Origin of the sequence: Marinifilum flexuosum (genome assembly GCF_003610555.1) — a bacterium.
Classification (GTDB): Bacteria; Bacteroidota; Bacteroidia; order Bacteroidales; family Marinifilaceae; genus Marinifilum; species Marinifilum flexuosum.
On the sequence record NZ_RAPQ01000008.1, the window covers coordinates 2,037,173 to 2,056,365 of the forward strand.

Annotated in this window: 16 protein-coding genes; 5 read left to right on the forward strand and 11 right to left on the reverse strand. The window is 35.7% G+C overall.

Features of this window, described 5'->3' with window-relative positions; all coding sequences use genetic code 11:
• The first annotated feature begins 62 nt into the window (after positions 1–62).
• Positions 63–3,071 carry a TolB family protein gene (locus BXY64_RS08270; protein ID WP_120239408.1) on the forward strand — a complete coding sequence of 1,003 codons (3,009 nt, stop codon included), beginning with the start codon at positions 63–65 and terminating at the stop codon, positions 3,069–3,071.
• A gap of 112 nt (positions 3,072–3,183) precedes the next feature.
• On the opposite strand, the gene BXY64_RS08275 is transcribed toward BXY64_RS08270, so the two are convergent.
• From BXY64_RS08275 to BXY64_RS08305, 7 genes are all read right to left on the reverse strand, one after another.
• On the reverse strand, positions 3,184–3,918 hold the full coding sequence (locus BXY64_RS08275) for a hypothetical protein (protein ID WP_120239409.1): 735 nt from the start codon (positions 3,916–3,918) through the stop codon (positions 3,184–3,186).
• An 82-nt stretch (positions 3,919–4,000) separates the two neighbouring features.
• A complete protein-coding gene (locus BXY64_RS08280) occupies positions 4,001–4,648 on the reverse strand; it encodes a CPBP family intramembrane glutamic endopeptidase (protein ID WP_120239410.1) in 648 nt (215 codons plus the stop codon).
• 39 nt (positions 4,649–4,687) lie between these two features.
• Positions 4,688–5,212, reverse strand: a complete 525-nt coding sequence (locus BXY64_RS08285; RefSeq protein WP_120239411.1) for a lipocalin family protein — start codon at positions 5,210–5,212, stop codon at positions 4,688–4,690.
• Positions 5,213–5,722 carry a ClbS/DfsB family four-helix bundle protein gene (locus BXY64_RS08290; protein ID WP_120239412.1) on the reverse strand — a complete coding sequence of 170 codons (510 nt, stop codon included), beginning with the start codon at positions 5,720–5,722 and terminating at the stop codon, positions 5,213–5,215.
• A 21-nt stretch (positions 5,723–5,743) separates the two neighbouring features.
• Positions 5,744–6,766: a TolB family protein gene (locus BXY64_RS08295; protein WP_120239413.1), complete on the reverse strand. Its 1,023-nt coding sequence runs from the start codon at positions 6,764–6,766 to the stop codon at positions 5,744–5,746.
• 97 nt (positions 6,767–6,863) lie between these two features.
• Positions 6,864–7,268, reverse strand: a complete 405-nt coding sequence (locus BXY64_RS08300) for a hypothetical protein (protein WP_120239414.1) — start codon at positions 7,266–7,268, stop codon at positions 6,864–6,866.
• A gap of 106 nt (positions 7,269–7,374) precedes the next feature.
• On the reverse strand, positions 7,375–8,832 hold the full coding sequence (locus BXY64_RS08305; protein ID WP_147375948.1) for a tetratricopeptide repeat protein: 1,458 nt from the start codon (positions 8,830–8,832) through the stop codon (positions 7,375–7,377).
• A 702-nt stretch (positions 8,833–9,534) separates the two neighbouring features.
• On the opposite strand from BXY64_RS08305, the gene BXY64_RS08310 reads away from it, so the two are divergent.
• Positions 9,535–10,302, forward strand: coding sequence for a DUF6261 family protein (locus BXY64_RS08310; RefSeq protein WP_120239416.1), 768 nt, complete (start codon positions 9,535–9,537; stop codon positions 10,300–10,302).
• 132 nt (positions 10,303–10,434) lie between these two features.
• Here BXY64_RS08310 and BXY64_RS08315 read toward each other — a convergent pair whose 3' ends face one another.
• The gene (locus BXY64_RS08315; RefSeq protein ID WP_120239417.1) at positions 10,435–11,703 is read right to left on the reverse strand and encodes a metallophosphoesterase; all 1,269 of its coding nucleotides are present in this window, start codon (positions 11,701–11,703) and stop codon (positions 10,435–10,437) included.
• 303 nt (positions 11,704–12,006) lie between these two features.
• Between BXY64_RS08315 and BXY64_RS08320 the strand changes: the two genes are divergently transcribed.
• From BXY64_RS08320 to BXY64_RS08330, 3 genes are all read left to right on the forward strand, one after another.
• Complete coding sequence (locus BXY64_RS08320; protein ID WP_120239418.1) at positions 12,007–12,576, forward strand: nitroreductase family protein; 570 nt, start codon at positions 12,007–12,009, stop codon at positions 12,574–12,576.
• 221 nt (positions 12,577–12,797) lie between these two features.
• Positions 12,798–13,508 carry an SIMPL domain-containing protein gene (locus tag BXY64_RS08325; RefSeq protein WP_120239419.1) on the forward strand — a complete coding sequence of 237 codons (711 nt, stop codon included), beginning with the start codon at positions 12,798–12,800 and terminating at the stop codon, positions 13,506–13,508.
• A 268-nt stretch (positions 13,509–13,776) separates the two neighbouring features.
• On the forward strand, positions 13,777–14,724 hold the full coding sequence (locus BXY64_RS08330) for an NAD(P)-dependent alcohol dehydrogenase (RefSeq protein ID WP_120239420.1): 948 nt from the start codon (positions 13,777–13,779) through the stop codon (positions 14,722–14,724).
• A 91-nt stretch (positions 14,725–14,815) separates the two neighbouring features.
• Here the strand turns inward: BXY64_RS08330 and BXY64_RS08335 are convergent, their stop codons facing one another.
• From BXY64_RS08335 to BXY64_RS08345, 3 genes are all read right to left on the reverse strand, one after another.
• Positions 14,816–15,415, reverse strand: a complete 600-nt coding sequence (locus BXY64_RS08335; RefSeq protein ID WP_120239421.1) for a thioredoxin family protein — start codon at positions 15,413–15,415, stop codon at positions 14,816–14,818.
• 19 nt (positions 15,416–15,434) lie between these two features.
• A complete protein-coding gene (locus tag BXY64_RS08340) occupies positions 15,435–15,911 on the reverse strand; it encodes a TlpA disulfide reductase family protein (protein WP_170150616.1) in 477 nt (158 codons plus the stop codon).
• Positions 15,912–16,059: 148 nt separating this feature from the next.
• Positions 16,060–19,173 (reverse strand): efflux RND transporter permease subunit, encoded by a 3,114-nt coding sequence (locus tag BXY64_RS08345; RefSeq protein WP_120239423.1) that lies wholly within the window; start codon positions 19,171–19,173, stop codon positions 16,060–16,062.
• Positions 19,174–19,193 lie beyond the last annotated feature (20 nt).

Genomic DNA, 19,193 nt, shown 5'->3' on the forward strand with positions numbered 1-19,193 from the left:
TTAATTTTGTTTACAGTGTATTAGTTTGGTATTTTAAGGCATTCAAAATAAAAAAGCTATTTATGATTAGAAGGTTGGCATTTCTAGTGTATTTTGTTCTGGTATTTGCATCAGGATATTCACAATATTTTATTACAGGGCAAGATCCTGCTTCTATCAAATGGAAACAGATTAATACCAAGGAATTTCAAATTATTTTCCCTCAAGAATCAGAAAATAAGGCGCGATATGTGGCTGCTTTGTTTGAGGATTTGTTGCACAAAGGAGGGAAGAGTTTAAATCGGGTGCCAAAGAAATTTTCGGTGGTATTGCATACACATTCAGCCAACTCTAATGGATTAGTGGCCTGGGCTCCTAAACGAATGGAGCTTTATACCACTTCGGCTCAGAATAATGATGCGCAAATTTGGTTGGACCATTTGGCAACTCATGAGTTTCGCCATGTGGTTCAAATGGATAAAATAGAACAAGGATTTACAAGAGTATTGAATTATGTATTCGGGCAACAAGCTACTGCCGTAGTAGTAGGATTATATTTGCCACCATGGTTTATGGAAGGAGATGCTGTTTGTTTGGAGACCAGTATGAGTGAGTCGGGAAGAGGAAGGTTACCAGAATTTGAACAGGAATTAAGAGCTCAATTGCTTGAAAAAGGTGAGTTTTCATACGATAAAGCAGTTAATGGTTCGTATAATGATTATGTGACCGACAGGTACAAATTGGGTTACCATTTGGTAGGTAAAGCAAGATCCAACTATGGTGATAAAATTTGGGATAATACTTTAACAAATGTGGCCCGACACCCATTGGGAATTGTGAGTTTTTCAAATGGAATAAAGAAAAGCTTATCTGAAAGTAGAAAACAGATTAAAATTGAACTTCAAAAGAAATATGGAAAAGCAGAAGATGTAGATTGGGAGAAAGTTCAAGGAGCAAAAAAGTATTCAGATGGGAAGCTATTGCTGTATTTCGATACCATGCAAGAGTTGCTTTGGGAGTGGAAGAAACAAGATGCAGAAACGGATAAATCAGCTTATCAGTTAGTGAGCGATAGAGAAAAATACTTTACCAGTAAAAGAATTCCACATGTAACAGAGCAAGGAGATTTAATCTATTTAAAGCACGGTTTATCGGATGCTTTGTGTTTTGAAAAGTTGGATGTCAAGGAAAAAACCACTAAGGTTTTGGTGCCGGGCTATTTGTCAAATATCGACTATGATTATCGCAATGGATTCCTGGTGTGGGCAGAATCAAAACAGAACATTCGTTGGGAACATGCAGACAGGAGCATTTTGGTGACTTACGATATCAAATCAAATGAGAGGAAGACGCACAACTACAAGAAGTCATTGTTTGCGCCATCATTTAAATTAGATGCAAGTGAGATCGTTGCTGTTGCGTCAGATCAGAAGGGAGATAATAGTCTTGTGATAATTGATCATAAAACAGGATTAATCAAACAAAGAATTGCTGCGGGTAAGAATGAGTATTTTCAAACACCTCAATTTATGGATGATGAGAATATTGTTCTGATTGTTTTGAATGATAAAGGGAAGCAGATTGTAAAATTGAACCTGAAATCTGAAGAAAGAGAAGAACTTTTGAGTTCTGGATATGCCAACATGTCGCGTCCGGTTCCTTACGGAGATTACTTGTATTTCAATGCTTCATTTACTGGCATCGATAATATTTTTGCTCTTGATTTAAATACAAAAAAAGTATACCAGGTAACGTCTTCAAGGTTTGGAGCCAGAGATGCACATGTTAATGCTGATAAGAATATGTATTATTCAGATTACACCTCAGATGGCTACCTTTTGGCAAAGGCAGTTATTGATACAGAAGAATGGAAGGAGTGGAAGGGCGATTATAATCAATACCCTTTGGCAGAACAACTATCCAATCAATTGGGAGAAAAGCTAAATGCTGATACTACCAATCTCGATCGATTCGAAGTAAGGAACTATTCGAAACTGGCCAATTTGTTCAGCTTTCATTCCTGGGCTCCAATGTTTGTTGATGGCATTGATGGTAAGGCAGATGTAGGGGTTTCCGTTGCCAGCCAGAACAAGTTGAGTACTTTACTAACTACAGTAGGTTACAAAAAGGAGGAAGGATTTGATAATGGTCAGTTTTATGCCAATTTCTCTTACAGGGGATGGTTTCCTGTTATTGATTCTAAAATAACTGTTGGAGAGCAAAGGTATCAGTTCTGGACTCGGCAAGACAGAATTGAACCTGAACAAAAGGATACAATTTTATTGAAACGTAGCCTAACATTATGGAATTGGGAGAATAGTATTAGTTTTCCATTTAATTTGTCATCTGGCCAATACAATAGAAAGCTTATTCCAAAGGTAACCTACTTAATGACTCGCTTTGATAATATAAAATCTACAGCATTGGCAACTACGAATCCATTAGGATTGGGAGAGTATAATCTGTTACAAGGAGATATTACACGACAAGTTATGGAATACCAATTGTTTGGATATAATATTGCCAAAACTGCACCAAGAGATGTACAATACCAATGGGCTCAAATATTCGAGTTGAACTACCGAGATACTCCCTGGGGCGATAGAGATCTTGGCAATACCTGGTCGGCTGAGGGGCATTTGTATTTCCCGGGATTGAGAAGACATCATGGAATTAAATTCTATGGTGGGTATCAATACCGTTCGTTAAATGATATTCTCTATTCGAATATGATTAAAAGTCCTAGAGGGATGAGTGATTTATACGGAAAACAAATTGCAACTATAGGAGCAGATTATGCAATGCCTCTTTTTTATCCGGATTGGAATCTAGGTCCTTTGGCCTATTTTAAGCGCATTAAAATGAATGCCTTTGTGGATTATGGATACGAGAAAAGATACCTGGAAAATGAAGAAGGAGATATTTTCCCATTTAAAAGTGATTATTTCTCAGGAGGTATTGAGCTAAGATCCGACCTACATGTATTAAGGTTTTCAGCTCCGCTTGATTTAGGGGTTCGATTGGGTTACGAAAACCAAACCAATAGCTTATTTGCCAATTTTTTGATTTCTTTTAATTTGGCCGCATATTAAACTTGCATCACATTATTAAAAAGCCACAAATTCGATAAGAGTTTGTGGTTTTTTGATGCGATATGATCTTGTAGGACGAACTTACAGAAAAGAGCGAATGAATTAATAGGCTCTATTTGTAAAATGCTTGCTGATCAAAAATTAAGGATGAGGTTTGACATTCAGCTACAGGAAAATAAAACTTTACCCTTTTTGCTTTTAATATCAGTGTGAAACGCAATTTGCCTTTTACCATATCGTTTGGTGCCAGGTTTGTATTTAAAATGGCTTCGTTTTGAAGGTAATCAATGGTTTCGTCGCAGTGTTTTAGTGCTTGGATACGATCTTTTTCCCAATTGGCTTCCTTTTCTTCTCTATATTCGTAATCATCTTCATCATCCTTTACTCCTAAAAGGGCATGAATAGTACCTGTAACCAAAGCTTCGGTTATAATAGTTTTAGTCTTATAATTTTCTAGAGAGTATGGATTTTTTGCATGGCTTAACTCTTGTTTTACTATCAATGCTCTTTGTAATAAACTATCAGAATTGATACAAGAATAGGTTTGAATATTGTTGTATAAGCTAATTTCAGTTTTTCGGTAACCCTTGTAGTAAAACAAACTGGGATCAATAAAAATGGTGTCCTTAGAGGTGTTGGTGATTATTGCCTCAAAGTCAATTTTATCTTCGTTTCTATTAATATACTTCAACTGAATTTTGTATTTGTCAGCTGTGTATTCTGAGTATCCCGAATGATATTCTGACTGTAACGGATTTACATGAAATTCTTTTAGAGTATAGATATTCTTATAAGAACAGGAGCAAAGTAATGTTCCCAAAATAATACCAATGATAATTTTATTCATCTGTTTATAATTTTCTTGTTAAGCTTAGATAGTCCCGATAATTTATTTGGATTACCATTGCTAAATAATCATGCTGATTATTCTACAAATTCAACAAGTTCCCAAATATTTCATAAAAAGGATCACTGTCTAATACCGTGTAATAGAACAAAGTCCCTAACCAACCATGAAAGATTCCCAGTACATACAAGTTTTTTTCCTTCAAATAAACGTATCCATAGAATATTGCCAGAATAAAAGTACCACCAATCAACCAGTAATCGGGATAGTGAACCAAGGCGAATAGGGTGGCTGCTAATAGTACAATAATGTGCTTGTTGAGCTTGCGATTGGGATTGTCGTACAGATTTCCTGCCACCAAACCAATTAATAGAAATTGTTGAATACTGCCCCATAGTGGATAAAACAACAAAACCGGGATGATGTGCCATGTTGCATTAATAGTTCCTTGAATGCCACCAATTGTAAAAAATGCGATTACTGCAGTAAGACCGAAGGGGAGAACTACCTTTAAAACACTTTTAAAATTATCGGTTCTAAATCCCCAGTATTTTAGTATTTCCTTGTTGTTTTTCTTCCTGTACCAAATGTATGCACACCACAAAATGGTGGCACTTAAAACGAAAGGAAATCGCCAGTTTAAATAATCCATAAACAGGAATTTACCCAATACGGTAAGAACAATGGCCAGAATTTCCAGGGAATTGTTGGATAGTATTGCTTTACTCACTTTGAAAAAATAAGATTAAGAGAATAGGGTTTAAAGCTTTTACTGTTCTATTTTTATCAACTTGCTAGTATCGTAACCTCTTGCTTGTAATTTATTTACTAGTTCGAGGTACAGTTGATCATCCATTTGTGGCTTTCGTGATAGTATCCACAAATATTTATCGGTATTGCTGCCAACAATGGCCCATTGGTAATCTTCATCCAATTCCAGAACAAAATAATCGCCATAAAAAATCCAGAAGAAGGAAACTTTCAATTTGGAAGGAATGTTTGGATTGGGAATTTTCGCTTTGCCAATGGCTTCCGATTTCTCTCCATCCAGGCTCCCTTTGTATCCCGAGTTCACGACCTTTATTTTTCCATCCTCACGCATGGAATATTCGGCAGTTACCCCCACCAAACCTCTTTCAAAACTGTGATCGAAGCGTGCAATTTCGTACCACTTTCCCAGGTAACGATCAATATTCAAATCCTTAACCACGCTATTGTCAATTACTGATTCCTGTCCTTTGCACGAACATAAAAGCACAAGAGAGGCAAGTAGTATGTTGAGTTGTTTCTTCATTTATAATCTTATTAATTTCTTGTGTTTCTTTAATTTTTTTATGGCCCAATCGTAATGACTCGATGTTGAAGAAACACAGTAACTGCCTAAACTGGTTGAACCTGTCCACTGAAAATATTTCTTGGTAAACAGTTCTTCTTCGGTAAATGAGTCAATCAAATCCATACATTTTTTATGAGTTTGATTCAAGAGGGTAGTGGCTTTTTCATAATCAGTTTCCTGATGCTTTTCCCATATTTTTACATTCATGTCAGGATAGGTTTTCCAATTGTAATTATCGGGTAAAAACTTTGCTGTTGCTCCCGATTGATTGGATTGAACCCAGTTTAGCAACAAAATTTGCCATTCATACAGGTGCACCAATACATCCCTAACATTACGGTCTCTATCCTCGAATACAAACTCTTTCTGTTGTTCTTCATGGGTTAATGAATCTATTAAAGAAAACAATTTTGAATAGTTTTCGCAACTGGTATTTAGCAGTTCTTCTTTTGTTTTTGGTCTGGGCATGAAATAATATTTTAGTTGATTTTACCAATATGTATGTTCGTAGTCGATACCTACAAAATACAAATCAAATCCTCCTTTTCCACCAGTTCTGTTCGATGAAAATACCATCATAGTTTGCGTGTAGCTTACCCCTTCATCTATCAATATTGGGCGGTATTCGTCGAATTCAGAATTAATGCCTTCTCCAAAGTTGATCGGCTGACTCCATTTCCCGTTTTCATAATTACAGTAGTACAAATCGTATCCGCCAAAGCCACCTTCTCGGTTCGAGGCAAAAACCATTTTGTTACCAAAAATAAATGGACACTTGTCATCTGCTGTACTCGAGAGTGCCTCTTCTTTATTGACTTCGTGTAATGTATCATCAGATAAAAGAGTTTCCAAATCCATATCAGAATCTACATTAACGGAATAGAAATCGAAATTGTCCTCCTCGCGGTTCGAGCAGAAAAATATCTTGGTATTGTCGGAATTGAAACAAGGATACAGATCGTCAAATTCAGAGTTCAGAAATGATACTTCCTTGGGGGCGGTAAAGTTCGCTTCGTTGAGGTTAGAGATAAAATTGATCTGAAAATCGCCCGAAACATCGCTTGCATACAAAAGTGAGAAATAAGTATCATTAAAATCGCGTGTAATAATTAGGTTAGGCCCAAACTCATTGCCAACGCTTTTAATTTTATCAACTCCCATTTCTATAATATTATACTCTTCCTTGTAAATGCCCCAATTGGAATATTCATTGCTCACGATCAATTCACCTGTGGTTTTGTCGAAATTCACATTCATTGGTTGATAGATCACGTCAAAATCATTTCCCTGGCTATTCCGGTTTGTTGAAAAGCAGAATGGGATTAGATAGCCCAATGTAGGAGCAGTTGAGTTATAATCATCGTACTCGGTATTAAAATCTTCCAAATTAACGGGAGTTTCAGGAAGACTACCAGTATTGTACTTGTATCCGCCTCCTCCGTAGCGAGTTTCATCGCAGGCTACGGATAGAATCAATAAGATAAGTAGGAACGATAGGTTTAGTGTTTTCATTTTTGTGTGATTATTGTTAGGATTTATTGGTAAGATGAAATCATTTTCAGATGGTTGCGTGGTTTTGTTAATTGGATGATAGTGTTTTGAACGCAGTTTAATTTTGTGGGATAATATAATCCCATGCTATCCCATATTCTTGTACAATGAAAGTATGTCTTGAAAAAACGGTGTCTATAGCATTAATGTTCGAATCTGCTTCTAAATCAATAATTCTATATCCACATGAGTAAGCAGTCCTCTGTTTTTCTTTAATATCAGAGATCAAACCATCAAGCTCAATTTTTATTTGTTCACTGTCAGCTTCAGCCAGATCATAATTGTTTAGTAGTTGTAGAATTTTGGCATTGTCGTTAATGATTTCTATTAATTCAGATTTCTCCTTTTTGATTAAGTCAATTTCTGAATTGAGTTGATTCACTCCCCAAAAATGTTTTGTAATGGTAATACCGATTACAATGCCTATTAGAAGAATGGCTATGTTGATTAAGTATTTTTGCATAGTTTATAATTAGTGAAACGTATGTGTAAAGTGCAATACCCACGTTATCGGGACCTTAACCTAATGACATTGAGCTTGCGCCAGCGATAGGGTTGCGCTAAGTAATTTATTCTGCATTTATTATCTCATCATATAACTTCTGAATATCTTCATTTTCGTTATTAATATTCCTTGCTTTGGTAATTTCACTTTTCGCAGCATTTATCTGCTTACTTTCTTTGTATGCACGCGCCAGATTATAAAAAGCTTCCCAGGAAGCAGGATGAATTTCTGTATTAGCGGTGAAAATTTTTATTGCAATATCATTTTGATTGCCTAAATACATTTTACCTACTACATTAATCATATTGGCTTTGCCTTTAAACAATACCTTGTTTGATTTCAACCAGCTCATTGAATTATCAACCCCGTCTTGTATTATCCGATTAAGTAATTGTGCAGCAATGTTATAATCAGTGCCGTTCTTTTGAATTAATTTATTGTTCTGTATTTCAAATTCTTTTGAATCTTTATTTCCCGATTTTAACTTGTCATTAAAAAAACTAGTAAGGCTCTTACATAGCACAGTATAACTTTCGGTTGTGTTATTTGCCTTACTATTCTTACCGCACATGGCAAATTGTTGCCAATAGGATATGAATCCGTTATGGCCTATTGCAGTCATTTGATACAGATGTTTATCCTCTGTAGAAATTGAACTGTAATAAGGGAAAATTGAAAAGTCTTTGTACTTATTGGCAATCATTAGATAAGGAGTATCTGCTTTATCAATAGTGAACTTCTCAATTTTATTTAATACAGAATATAATCCGTATTCATGGCTTCCATCTAAACTAGCTACAGCCTTTACCTCAGGGTTTTGCATCTGGTAAATTATTGTCGCCATACCTCCAGTACTAAACCCGAATAATCCAATATTAGAAAAATCTAATTTCAATGAATCACTAATGTATTTTACACTAAATTCCATATCACGAACTTGTGCTACAGTAGCTTTTCTTTGGTCATATCGTTTTAAGGATTCATGTCCTGCAGAGCCAACTGAAACAACACAATATCCATTGCTGGCCAAATACTCACACATAATATGATTTTGTACTGCTGACTTACTATTGGATGGAGCATATATGATGAGAGAAAATTTATTATCAATTGGTTTTGCATTGAGTATTGCTTTAACCGGGCTATTTAGCACCTCTTCTGTTGTTATTGATGTGTCAATTCCAAATTGCTGTTTTGAAAATCCCAAGTAAGCATTAACAAAGTTGTTAGAGATCTTATCAATGTCCTGCTGTTCTCTCTCAAAATCTTCTCTAATTGCTATCAAATCAATATAATCTTTGAATGACATACATTTCAATTCAGGATTATTTTGACTGGGATACCAAAAATGAATCAACATGGGGCGATTTACTGTATCATGCCCAATAATATAATTTCTCGAATTGTCTGTCGCCTTAAAATACTTAAAACCCACATTGTATCTATCTTTTCTATCAACCTGACAGTAACTAGATTTAAATACGAGAAGGAGTAAACAAATTAATATTATATTCTTTTGCATAATGTTTTTCTCAGGATTTGTTTAAATGTGTTTGGTTTTACGGTATTTAAACAACGTAAGAATAACATCATATTGATGTTATATCACTTATCTGTTGTGTAAGAGGTTAAAAATCAATTTCTGTTAGTACACTAAATTTAATCATAAATCACATACAGTATTGTTCTGTACACTAATTCATTATCAATAAAAATAAGAAAGTTAGTTTTTGTATAAGTTAACTACCTCTCTTTGTACTGTTAGGATTACTTCTCAAATTACAAATGGTACACAGCAACTATTAATACATCCACACTTCAATCTTTAATATTTTTTCAATTCAAGAGGAAAAATATCAATGCTATGGTGTTATTTCCTTCCTCCCCACAGGAGCAAGTTTATAAGGTAGCATTATTTTGTTCCTCCCCTGGGGAGCATGAAAATAACGACCATTATTTTGCTCCTCCCGTGGGGAGGAAGAAAATAACATACCATTATTTTGCTCCCGCCCGTGGGAGGAGATAAATAACGGTCCTTTATCCACTAATGTTTATCTGCTTTTAAGGAGTATTTAATTATGAAATACATGGCGCCAATAGAATGACGGCTTTATAGAAGAGTTTTTTGTATCTTATTTTACGATTCATAAAAATTATGAAATTAATTGTTTGTTATCTATAAATTAAATAACTTCATGGGTGAAAATAACAAAACTAACACATTATGAATTTTAAATCCATACAATTAAGACAACTAAGACACAATGAATTTATCCAGTATAATAAGAATTTTCTTGAAATACTTACTGGTTATGATTTGGAAACTTTGAAGGTGAAAGTGCAATCAGATTCTTTTGCATCCTTATTATCAGCTATGACGGCATTGTATATGCCTGATAGGGGAAGTGAGATCACCAAATTGTTAGAAGAGGACGATGCACGTCGTGATAAAGCCATAAATGGTATTCAAGCAGTAGTTGAAGGTTTTTGTAATCACTTCGATGCTGAATATGTAATGGCAGCTGCTGTATTACTTAATTCTTTAGGTAAGTATGGTTCGCGTATTGCAAAGCAAAATTACCAGGGCGAAACAGCAATAATTGATTCTATTTTACAAGAATGGAAAAATGAAAGTGTTTTGATAAATGCTTTGAGTAAATTATCTCTTACAGATTGGGCCAACGAGTTAGAAACAGCTAACGCTAAATTTAATACGGATTATCTAGATCGTGTTAAGGAGGATGCTGAGCAATCGGATATAAAAATTATTGATATTCGTAATCAAATGATTGAATCGTACAGAGTGTTAACAGCGAGAATTGAAGCTTTTGCCACAATTAGTGATGATCAGACATATTCTACCATTATTAATCAGGTAAATAGTGTGATTCCAAAGTACAATGCGGTTGTAGATGCTCGTAAACCCAAAAAAGAAGAGAAAGAAACTACCGAAGAAGAGGCTGTTAGCGAAGCTTCAAGCCACGAGTCGTAATTTATTACTTACAAACTAATATATTTTAACCCCATGCATGCTTGTTTTGTATGGGGTGTTTTTTGTGTAGTGGCAGGTATAAAAAAAGGATACGTCATGACGTATCCCTAAAATATCTAATGAAATTATTTTCTATGCCAATTCCACCACTGTAATTTCGGGTGGCATACCAATTCTTCCCGGGAAACCAATGTATCCAAATCCGCGATTTACATATAGGTACTGATCGCCTTCGCGGTATAATCCGCCCCAGCGTGGGTATTTGTATTGAACCGGACTCCACTTGATTCCTGCACGTTCAATTCCAAACTGCATGCCGTGGGTGTGTCCTGCAAAAGTAAGATCGATATTTGAGTTTTTAATCACCTCCTCGTCCCAGTGCGAAGGATCGTGACTCAATAATATTTTAAACGGAAGATGTTCTGTGCCTTGGGTAGCTTTGTTTAAATCGCCATGCTGAGGGAATGGAGGTTTACCCCAATTTTCAACACCTACCAAAGCAATTTCTTCTCCTTTCACATTAATGGTTTCGGTTTCGTTCAATAACAATCGAAATCCCATTTGCTTGTGAAAATGTTTGATTGCCGCAAGGTTTTTAGCTTTATCTTCTTCCGATCGCCAATAAGAGTAATCGCCATAATCGTGATTGCCCAGTATGGAGTATTTGCCAATTTTAGCTTTCATTTTAGCGAGTACGGGAGCCCAACCATCGGTCTCTTCGGCAAAGTTGTTTACCAAATCCCCAGTAAAAACAATCAAATCTGGTTCTTGCTCATTAATCAGTTCAACGGCTTTTTCCACCTTCTCGAAGTTCTTGTTGAAACTTCCCAGGTGCATATCCGATATCTGAACAATTTTTAAACCCTTAAATGCTTTCGGAAGATTGTTGAAACGAATACTTTCGCGCATTACTCGGTAGTTGAATTTTCCTTTGGTTACTCCGTAAAGGATAGATGCAAACGGAATGGCAGCCAATACCAATCCCATTTGGTACAAAAACTCGGATCTCTCCATCTTTCTCTTCGAATTAAATTGTGGTACACTTTTATTCCTTCTCTCTCTGAACCATGCTATGGTTCTCCTAATCGCCCCTTGTATGTCCTTTATTAAGACGAAAAATATGAATACAAACTTTGGAAAATAAAATAACGCAAATCCGGCCACCAAATAGCCAGAATAGATGTAGGCATCGGCTTTTTGCACGTGCTTAATACCAAACATGAATGTGGTAAAGGCAGCAAAAATAAAAACTGAAATGCTCCAGAATAAATACGTTAATGTGTGTCGTGCAATTGAATTGTTAATTCTTGCAATCAGAGGTTTTATGCCACGGTAAGTGTAAATGTCTACCAAAAGCATAAATAGTAACAGAGGTATCAATAAAAAAACGCTCGCTCTCATTCTTATTTCAAAGATTCTTAAATCGGTTTTTACCGATTTGTATTTATACTATCCCAAAAGAATTTTGTTTCCATCAGGATGTAAATATCAGTTGATTCAATACCATTTGGATATGTAATAATTGTAGTATCGAATTAGGCATCAAATATATAGAATAAACTACTACCTAGTCCTTAATAATTGTTAAAAAAGAGTTATATTCAGATTCAAGCTTCAAAATACAAGCACCAAATCCCAATCTTTGGTCTTTGGAGCTTGGGATTTGATATTTGGGGCTTGTGAAAAAACTTTAAACCAATACATATGGCACAGATACACGAATTAATTGATAAAAGATGGAGTCCGAGAGCTTTCGCCGATCAGGAAATAGAGGAGGACAAGATTGAAAAATTGTTTGAGGCGGCCTCTTTTGCTGCGTCATGTTATAACGAACAACCTTGGCGATTTGTATATGCTACCAAGGACTATCCGGAACGATACGAGCAGTTGTTTTCTTGTTTGGGCGAGTTTAATCAGATGTGGGTAAAGACGGCTCCGATGATCATTTTAACCGTAGTATCCAAAAAATTTGCACGCAATCAAAATCCCAATGCACATGCTCGTCATGATTTGGGTTTGGCCATTGGCAATATGTCCATGCAAGCCATGAGTATGGATTTGTACATGCATCAAATGGCTGGTTTCTCGGCTGAAAAGGCTCGTGAAGTTTTTGATATCCCGGCAGATTTTGAACCGGTTACCATGATTGCTCTTGGTTACCTGGGAGATGCTAAACAGTTACCCGAAAGTATGCGAGAAATGGAATCGCCTAAGCGAGATAGAAAAAACTTGGCCCAATTATTGTTTGATGGCGATTGGGATAAAATGAGATAAAATCAAGAATGCTAAAAAAGGCTCCCGTTAAGAGAGCCTTTTTTGCTGATAATTTACATTGATAACTTATTGCAAGTAATCGTTCCTAAATCAAACGTGTTTTGAATTTAAGAGGACGCAAGATAGTTAAAAAAGACTAAATAGTCTTTTTATTGGATGTGAATTTTTTCTCTTTATTCTTTAGATGATATAAGAAACAATAAATCAATAAATTTTAAATTATGAAGAAGTTAATTCTATTAGTGGCGATCCTTATAACAGGTATATGTGTAAATGCCCAAAGCACTTATCCTACTTTAGATGTAAAAGGGGAGAGCAAGATATTTCAAGAACCGGATATCGTTGAGATATCGGTAAATGTAAGCACCAAGGCAAACGAATACGAAGCTTGTTTAGACAAAAATTTTTCTGCTATAGATCGTTTAAAGAAATCATTGAAGTTGGCAAAGATTGAGAGTTTGAAAATATTTGATGTTGGTCAGCGAATTAATGAAGAGAAAACCTATTCATCGGGTAAACAGATTCCTGATGGTTACCGTGCCAATTATAGTATCAAGCTAAAGTTGGAAGCCAAACCAAAAACCATTCACTCTTGTCTAGAGGTATTAAAATCGTCGGATGTGGAGTTGAATTTCAATGCCAACTATGGTTTAAGTCCTGAATTAATTAAAGCTACCGAGGCCAAATTAATTGCAATGGCTGTGAGTGATGCCAAAACCAAAGCGAAGATATTGTCAGAATCTGCAGAAGTTCAGCTTAAAAGCATTCAGAATATCAATTACGGAACAGTTAAAACCATATACGGACCAAAGCAGCACATGGCCGAAATGAGAGTAAGCAAGGCTGGATATTCGGGTTCACAATCATTCACCAATCCAGATCCAATTGTACTGACTGACCATGTTGAAATTACCTATATGTTGTCGGAGTAAAGATTTTAATTAAGCAAACAGGATTTTCTATAGCTGCATTCATACACAATTATGAAACGGTAAGCGCAGTGTTTTGTGCAATTTAACCATAGAGTACACCGAGTAAAATAATGACAAATTAGACCTCTGTGTTACTCCGTGTACTCTGTGGTTATAAGATAGATCTACGGTGCTTTCTAATATCTTGAAATTGAGCCAAACTTGTCGTAACTTGATTAGTGAGTTTTGTACTCAGGACAAATTGAACCTAAGCGAAAAGAAAACGACGATGAAAGCTATAGTAATGAGAAAATACGGTTCTCCTGATGTATTGGAGATTACCAATCTGGATCGACCGAAAATAAAAGAAAATCAAGTATTGGTGGAGGTGTATGCCTCCTCAGTTAATCCAGTTGACTGGAAGATAAGAAAAGGTCTGCTAAAGCTATTTATGAGGAAGAAATTACCTTGTATTTTAGGAGGAGATATTGCAGGTCGTATATTAGAAGTGGGCAATAAGGTGCAGTTTTACCGAGTAGGCGATGAGGTGTACGGGAAAGTAGACATTATCAAAAATGGAGCATATGCCGAATATGTGGCTACAACTCCTGATCATTTGGCTTTAAAGCCTCAGAATATGAATTTTGAAGAGGCTGCTACAATTCCTTTGGCTGGATTAACTGCTTTGCAGGCTCTGCGAAATATGGGTGGTATAAAGGCAGGAATGAGTGTGTTGATTAATGGATGCTCGGGTGGTGTTGGTTCATTTGCCCTGCAATTGGCAAAAGCATTTAAATGTAAGGCCACAGGTATTTGTAGTACACGAAATATAGAATTTGCCAAAGAGCTGGGTGCTGATCGAGTGATCAATTACGAAAATGAGAATCTATTGGAACTTCAGGAGGAGTACGATATTTTCTTCGATGTGGTTGGTAACCTGGAATACTCAAAAGTGAAACATTTGTTGCAGCGAGGTGGAGTATACGTAACTACCTTACCTTCTTTTAATATTCTTCTGTTGGGTTCAATTCACAATTTAGTAAGCTCTAAGAAAATGAAAAAGATCTTTGTACAGGAAAGTAAAAAGGATCTTGAGTTGTTGGCCGATTTTATTGATGCCGGATTACTTAAAACCTACATCGATAAATCTTACGAATTGGATGATATTGCAGAAGCACATCAATACAGCGAATCGGGAAGAGTTGTTGGAAAGTTGTCTTTGAAAATTACAGAATAATTTTTCAATTAAGAATTAATAGAAACACAGCTAATTAACTCTGCTAATTAGCTGTATTTATAATTAATCACTTATAATTCATAATTAAAATCTATCCTTTTGTTTTAATTGAGCAACCAATGGCTTTTGTGTAAGTTACTGCTGGCTTTTTATTCATTAAAAGAGAATTAATGGCATCTTCAACATATTTGATGCTCACTTTCGAATGATCTTTATAATTGTTATCGATGGTACCAATGTATTCTACCTTTAGATCTTTACCATTTTTGCTTAAAATGTAAACATGTGGAGTTTTTGTAGCTCCAAAATTCTTGTACACTTCTTGTTTTGCATCAAAAAGATAAGGGAATGTAAAACCTTTTTCTTTGGCTCTTTTTTGCATTTCTTCAAAAGAATCTCCTGGAACAATTGCTGGATCGTTCGGATTAATAGCAATTACAGGAAAACCTTTCTTCTTGTATTTTTTATCGAGATCAATAATTCTGTCTTCATAAGCCACGGCATATGGACAATGGTTACAGGTAAAAATCACCACAAATCCTTTTGCATCTTTGTAATCAGCAAGTGAGATGTGTTTGCCATCGATATTTTTCAGCTTAAAGTCTGTAGCTGAATCGCCTACCTTATATTCTTGAGCATGAATTGCTACTGCTGATATTAGCAGGAAACTTAGGAATAATATTTTTTTCATCATCTAAATAAATTGGTTGTTATCTATTCAAATTATCAATTGTCTCTGCTAGTTCAGAATAAGTTACTTTCCTTGCAAAGAATTTTCGTTTGTCCTTTTTATATATCACTGTTGCTGGTAATGCACCATCCCATTTGTTATCCACTTTACCAATCCATGAGTTTGCATCCGGATCATCTAGAATTACCACCTCAGCATTTATATTTTTCTTCGTAAGAAATCTGCTCAGTCGTTCTTCTACTTTTGCTCCAAAGTCCAGACTTATTAATATGACCTTTACTTGTTTATTTTCGTATGATTTTCGGATGTGTTCAAATTCCGGAAGCTCCTCAACGCAAGGTTTGCACCACATGGCCCAAAAATTGATAACATATGTGGTATCATTCTGTAGGTGGAATGTAGGTTCTAGTTCCTTAAAGTTTAAGGTTTCAAAGTCCTGAGATTTAACTGTCATACAGATTGCAATCAGTAAGGAGATCGAGAATAGCATCTTCATTTTTATGATATTGTATAAATAAGACTTGTAAGTATTAAATATACCATTAATCATTGAATTAGAATAATCTGGCTTGTTATTGATTTGTTAATGTGCATAATAAAGCCTGTCAATTTTTATTGACAGGCTTTATTGAATTTTATTTGTTTTAGTCTTGTAGGAGTGTCTCGTTAAATTGATAATCTTTATAATTTACTTTATAGAATACACTATAGAGAGCAGGTATAAAAATCAGCGTAATTACTGTACCAAAAAGTAATCCTATCATAATTGAGGCTGCCATTGGTTCCCACATTAAGCCTCCACCCAGGTACAATGGAATTAATCCTAAGGAAGTTGTAAATGTGGTCAACAGAATTGGTCTGAACCTTTGCAGGCAAGCTGCAATTACTGCATCTTGTGGTGTTCGTTTCAATTCGGAGAGTTCAATTTCAATCCGGTCAATCAATACAATGGCATTATTAATTACAATTCCGGCAAGTGATATTACACCCAGGAAAGCCATAAAACCAAAATAGGAGCGAAGTGCAATTAATCCAATTACTACACCAATAACTCCCAATGGAATTGTACTTACCACCATTGCAGTTTTTCTAAACGAATTGAATTGAATGACCAGCAATAACAGAATTAGAAATGCAGATAATGGCAGATATGCAATTACCGCACCCATGTTTTCAGCAGTATTTTTACTGTCACCGCCTAGTTCGTAATCGTATCCAGTAGGCCAACTTTTCACATCTTCATCCAACCAGGGTAGCACCTCATCCATTATTTCAGAAGCATTGCCATCTTCTGTGATTTCGCTCGAAACATTAATGCTTCGAATCAAATCAAGGCGTTTAATTTTTGCGTATTGCCATTGAGGGATAATGCTGGCCACTTGAGAAAGAGGAACGCTTCTTCCTGAGCTTTGAGAGAAGACATTCATGGTCTCGATCTTTTCATAGCTTTGATTTTGGCTTGCGAAACCTCTTAATAGTATCGGAATATTTTTATCATTCTCGCGATATTCGCCAGTTTGAAATCCATCCAGTACTGTTTTTAATGATGTAGCGATATCCTGATTGGTAATGCCTGCAATTTGTGCATTGTTCTGATTGATATTAATCACAAATTTTTTGGTTTTTGGCCCCCAGTCATCTTTAACGTTTTTGGTTCCTTGTACTTGCGATAATTTTGATTTTATCTTCTCCGATAGGTCAGCTAAAATATCTGGATTATCTCCTTTTACCTTAATCTCAATTGGGGTTCCGCTACCTCCCGAACCTAATGCTGAAACCTTAATATCTGCATTAGGGAAATGTTTAAAGCTGAATTCATCCAATCGACGAATCATTTCTGCATTTTCTTCGAAGGAGCTTGTATTTACGAGAATGTGAGCATAGCTCGAGTTTGCTTCATCCTGCGAATATCCCAAGTCATAAGATTCCGGTCCTTGTCCAATAAAGGAAGACCAGTCAATGATTCCCTTTTCTCTCTCAGTATTTACCTGTAATTCTTCAGCAATGTGTTTTTCAATCTCTTTTACCACCTTTTCAGTTTGTTCTATTTTTGTTCCCAAAGGCAGATTAATGTCAACGGTAATCATGTTTCTATCACTATCCGGGAAGAAAATGAATGGCACCAAACTAAATCCTTTTAAGGATAAAAAGAATAGTAGAACTATTCCTCCAATAACAATGCCTTTGCGATTTAAAGCGGATAAGATGATGGATTTGTAATATACTTTTAATGCATCAAAAATACGATCCATGAAGTTCGGTTTAGCTTCTTCTTTTGGTTTCACTTTTAGGAAGTAAAAACACAACATGGTGATGATGGTAAGAGAAATGATCCATGAAGATACCAAGGCCAATGTGATAACCACGAAAATTGGTCCAACAATATCACCCATGGTTGATTCTGCCAAATAGAACGATAGGAATGCAACCGAAGTGGTTAAGGTTGAGATTAATAAAGGGACTATTAGCTCGGAACAAGATGAAACAGCAGCATTTTTTACGGTCATTCCTTTCTCCATTTTAACCATTATCGATTCGGAAACTACAATGGCATTGTCAACCATCATTCCCAGCGCCATGATTAATGCAGCTAATGTAACTTGATTTAGTCCCATGTTTATAAGTCCCATCAACATTAGGGTCATGATGGTTACAATAGGAATCAAACTGGAAATAATCAAACCCGTTCTCAATCCCAGGAAGATCAGCATTACCACCAATACAATCACGATAGATTGAACCAAATTGCCAATAAAATTATCTATACTTTTATCAACATAGTGATCTAAAGAAGTTAAACGTTGAACATTTAAACCAATTGGTAATTGTTCATTCCATTCAGCCAAAACTTTATCTACATCTTCACCCAGCTTAATAATATTAGCGCCATCCATTAAGGAGATAGAAAGTGAAATTGCTGGTTTGCCATTTACATGAACAATGGTGCTGGCAGGTTCAACATATGCTTTGCGAATGCTGGTAATATCTCTTAATTGTACCACTTGACTTCCATCACCTATTGGAATTAATGTATTCTCAATACTTTCCAATGATTCATAGTTGCCCGTTGGTTCAAGAACTATTCTTTCCGATTCAAGATTAACTTCTCCACCTGAATCTAAAATATTGGTAGATGCAATTATACTTTGAAGCTTAGATGAGCTTAATCCATATTCTTTCAATTGTGATTCGTCAAACTCAATAAAAACTCTTTCATCTTGCACACCTCCAAGTTCAACTTTAGCTGCGTCGTCGAGCTTAATTAGAGCATCTTTTAGTTTATCGGCTGCTTCTTTCATTTCTACATAAGAGTAGCCATCACTTATTAATCCAACCATAATTCCATACACCACACCAACGTCATCATCATTAAGGTTTGGTTTTACATTTTGAGGCAGATCTCTAAGACTATTTATTTTTCTTCTGAGCTTATCCCAAATTGCCTGAAGTTCTTCAGGAGCAACTTCGTCTTTAAGCTTTACTGTTACTACCGATAAACCAGTTCTGGATGTACTATTAATTTCTTTTACTTCAGGAATTTCTTGCGCTTTCTTTTCTATCTTGTCGGTAACCAAAAGTTCAACTCTTTCTGGTCCGGCTCCAGGGAATGAGGAAACAACGGTAGCTACTCTAACTGTGTATGGTGGCATACTATCTCTGGGTAGTGTTTCGTATAATGCCAAGCCTAAAATCACCACCACGGCAAGCAGAGTAAAGGTTATTCGGCTTTTTTCAATAGCAAATTTTGTAAGGTTCATAATTGCTTTGTTTGGAGGTG

Bases quoted from the DNA above. Each gene is read 5' to 3' on its own strand.
- BXY64_RS08325 (WP_120239419.1), top strand. From the start codon at position 12,798: ATGAAGAAGTTAATTCTATTAGTGGCGATCCTTATAACAGGTATATGT.
- BXY64_RS08270 (WP_120239408.1), top strand. From the start codon at position 63: ATGATTAGAAGGTTGGCATTTCTAGTGTATTTTGTTCTGGTATTTGCA.
- BXY64_RS08345 (WP_120239423.1), bottom strand. From the start codon at position 19,173: ATGAACCTTACAAAATTTGCTATTGAAAAAAGCCGAATAACCTTTACT.
- BXY64_RS08290 (WP_120239412.1), bottom strand. From the start codon at position 5,722: ATGCCCAGACCAAAAACAAAAGAAGAACTGCTAAATACCAGTTGCGAA.
- BXY64_RS08300 (WP_120239414.1), bottom strand. From the start codon at position 7,268: ATGCAAAAATACTTAATCAACATAGCCATTCTTCTAATAGGCATTGTA.
- BXY64_RS08295 (WP_120239413.1), bottom strand. From the start codon at position 6,766: ATGAAAACACTAAACCTATCGTTCCTACTTATCTTATTGATTCTATCC.
- BXY64_RS08275 (WP_120239409.1), bottom strand. From the start codon at position 3,918: ATGAATAAAATTATCATTGGTATTATTTTGGGAACATTACTTTGCTCC.
- BXY64_RS08335 (WP_120239421.1), bottom strand. From the start codon at position 15,415: ATGAAAAAAATATTATTCCTAAGTTTCCTGCTAATATCAGCAGTAGCA.
- BXY64_RS08330 (WP_120239420.1), top strand. From the start codon at position 13,777: ATGAAAGCTATAGTAATGAGAAAATACGGTTCTCCTGATGTATTGGAG.
- BXY64_RS08310 (WP_120239416.1), top strand. From the start codon at position 9,535: ATGAATTTTAAATCCATACAATTAAGACAACTAAGACACAATGAATTT.
- BXY64_RS08285 (WP_120239411.1), bottom strand. From the start codon at position 5,212: ATGAAGAAACAACTCAACATACTACTTGCCTCTCTTGTGCTTTTATGT.
- BXY64_RS08340 (WP_170150616.1), bottom strand. From the start codon at position 15,911: ATGAAGATGCTATTCTCGATCTCCTTACTGATTGCAATCTGTATGACA.
- BXY64_RS08315 (WP_120239417.1), bottom strand. From the start codon at position 11,703: ATGAGAGCGAGCGTTTTTTTATTGATACCTCTGTTACTATTTATGCTT.
- BXY64_RS08320 (WP_120239418.1), top strand. From the start codon at position 12,007: ATGGCACAGATACACGAATTAATTGATAAAAGATGGAGTCCGAGAGCT.
- BXY64_RS08305 (WP_147375948.1), bottom strand. From the start codon at position 8,832: ATGCAAAAGAATATAATATTAATTTGTTTACTCCTTCTCGTATTTAAA.